The following is a 2,810-nucleotide window of genomic DNA, read 5'->3' on the forward strand; positions in this document are numbered from 1 at the left end:
AAGGCCTCCACGGCAGACCTCCATGAAATTCGCACTGCCATCCGGGTGGAAAGATCCGGGCTCCATTATAGCACATCGAACCGATTTGGCAAAATCGGTCTCAACGAATTACACAACGGAAGGGGTCAAAACCGAAGGGTCAAATCTCGACTTGAGTCTTGCTTGGTGCCAAGGGACGCCTGCCGCCATTCCACCTTCCTTCCGGATAGGGGCCGTGAGGGGTTTATCGGTTTTTCGGCGGCAAGGGAATCTGAGCTAGCCGAATTTGTCAAGCGAGGGCGGACCGAGGCCCAAGACGAGACTTGCCCCCTTGCGAGAGGCCTTTGATAGCACCGGTCGGTTTGCCCATTGGCTTTGCGTCAGGGAGGCTGGTCGATGAAAGATTTTCCTTGACTCCGGCCAAGAAAGGTCATAGCTTAGGTAAGCATTTAAACAAGGTGGGGCATTGTCTTTCTACAAGGAACATGGGGAACTGGTTTTCGGGACCCGGCTGAGAAGAATCAGCGAAAGGTTCCTTGCCGACGTGTCGAGGGTGTATAAGACCCTCAACATACCTTTTGAGACGAGTTGGTTTCCGATCTTTTTTCTGCTCAACCAGAAAGGCGTGCTGTCCGTTAGCGAAATGGCCGCTGATCTGGAAATTACCCATTCCGGGGTGAGCCAAATGGTGGCCACCCTGGAGGCAAAGAACCTTGTCTCCTTCCTGAGTGACAGGAATGACAGGAGAAGACGACTTATTGCGTTTACCCAGCAAGGCCAGGAACTGATGGAAACCCTGAAGCCGATCTGGAAGACGATCCGCCGGGAGACGGAGAAGCTGCTGGCCGAAAGGGAGAACAGTTCTTACCTCACCGTCGCCTTGCAAGAACTTGAAGAATCAATGGAGAATAAAAGCATCTACGAACGGGTCATGTCTGCGCTTCGGGGATACCAGGTCGGTCAGGTCGATATCATTCCTTTTGATCCCAGCTTAAAGTACGAATACAGGGATCTGATCGTCCATTGGCTGATTGAGAGTGGGGAAGCGGAAATCGGTGATGAAGATTTGATCAACCATCCCGACAAAATAACCGAAGCTGGAAAAGCGGTCATATTTCTTGCCAGGGTCGAGAGAGTCTATGCCGGCGTCATCGCGGCTGAGATCGATATCCAAGGCGAATCGAAAATAGCGTTCTTCATCGTAGATGAGAAATGGCGTGGCCGACAGATTGGGCGGAGACTGTTGTCCCAACTGGCAGAGCAACTGCACGCGAGGCGGGTCAGGAAGGTTTCGGTCATGTTCGACCGTAGGTTTACTCACGCCGTCAAGCTCTTCAAAGATGTGGGGTTCACGCTCCAATCAGTAGTTCCGAGAGAGAATGTGACAGGGAACAAGAATATTACACTGCTTATGGAGCGCTATTTGGAATAGGGTCCGAGAACATGTACGGCCGGTATCACAAACAATCATTTAGAGAAGAAGCCACTGATAGTAAGATGAGCCGAGTTTTGAAATGGCACTGTGAGACTTTGAACCGGGATTTGAGAGATAAGATTCCTGACTGACAAGGACCCAAAGTGTTGGTTGGAAATCGGTCATATTCCAAGAATCAAGGGAGAAAGGACTATGCAAATTACCTCAGACCTTATGCTAAGGGCTTCGTTCAAGTACCTTGATCGAATGTCCCTCAAACGGGGCGAATCGTTGCTAATCATTACAGAGCCTCCGACGGACAGGCGCGTGGCAGAGGCCCTTTTTGATGCTGCCCTGCAGAAGGGTGCCAGCCCTACACTTATCGTGACTCCGTATCGTGGAGAGCACAATATCGATCCACCTCCTACGCTGGCCGTTGCCATGAAGTCGGCAGATGCTGCCATCACGCTCATTCCCTATGAGAGTGCTGATTTCTATACCAGAGCGTTTCTTGAGATGCTCCAGGGTGGAACCCGTATGCTCGGCTTCCTTAGTGCCACGGCTGAAGGTCTTGTCAGCCTGATCTATGAGCATGATTTTCTGGTTACGGATCGTATCTGCGAGGTTCTGGAAGAGGTGATCGCCAAGGCAAACACCGTTCGAGTGACATCCCCCAGGGGAACGGATATTGGAGCCGAGCTCGGAAACAGGCCTGTTCAGACAAACCCCGGCCGGGTTTCTTCTCCAGGCGACGAAGGGTACCTGCCCCCGGGCGTGGTGGGGCAGGCGCCTATCGAGGAGACCTGGAATGGGCAAATCGTCTTCGACGCCTTTGTCTATCCTGTTGGAATTGTCAGGGATCCTGTTTATCTCGAAGTCAGGGAAGGTGTTGTGACAGAGATTTCCGGGGGGAGCGAGGCTGAAAGATTCAAGCAATGGATGGAAAGCAGAAAAGACCCGAATATCTATCGTGCGTGCCACTACGGATTTGGGATCAACCCCCATCTGAAACGACTGAGTGGGTTAAAGTTCTTGGATGAGAGGATGTATGGGCTGTTTGATATCGGTTTTGGCACAAACGACTTGCCCTGTTTCCAAGGTAAGATTCGCGCTAATGGACACACCGACGGGCTCATGACCGAGGCGTCTGTCTTCTACGATGAGGTTTGTGTTTTTGAAAAAGGCGAGTTCATTCATCCGGCCATCCAACCCTATCTAGAGTCCAAGTAGGGAGTTTATGAGTAGGAGACCTTTATGGGCGGGATCACTGTCTTAGTGACTGGGGCCACCGGCACGGTTGGCACCTATGCTACCTACTTTTTGGCGCACCAGGGTAAGGTGGATCACATATACCTTCTTTCAAGAGACGCACAAAAGATGGCTACCACCCTGTACAATGCCAGGATCATTGCCCTAA

3 protein-coding genes are annotated in these 2,810 nt (G+C 51.6%); all 3 read left to right on the forward strand.

The window, feature by feature from the left end:
- Positions 1-445 precede the first annotated feature (445 nt).
- Positions 446-1,411, forward strand: a complete 966-nt coding sequence (locus JRJ26_20495) for a MarR family transcriptional regulator (protein ID MBW2059869.1) — start codon at positions 446-448, stop codon at positions 1,409-1,411.
- Positions 1,412-1,606: 195 nt separating this feature from the next.
- Positions 1,607-2,623 (forward strand): hypothetical protein, encoded by a 1,017-nt coding sequence (locus JRJ26_20500; GenBank protein MBW2059870.1) that lies wholly within the window; start codon positions 1,607-1,609, stop codon positions 2,621-2,623.
- 24 nt (positions 2,624-2,647) lie between these two features.
- Positions 2,648-2,810 (forward strand): KR domain-containing protein (locus tag JRJ26_20505; GenBank protein ID MBW2059871.1); only part of this gene is annotated, 163 nt, incomplete at its 3' end.

It is taken from the genome of Deltaproteobacteria bacterium (genome assembly GCA_019308905.1).
GTDB lineage: Bacteria > Desulfobacterota > BSN033 > WVXP01 > WVXP01 > JAFDHF01.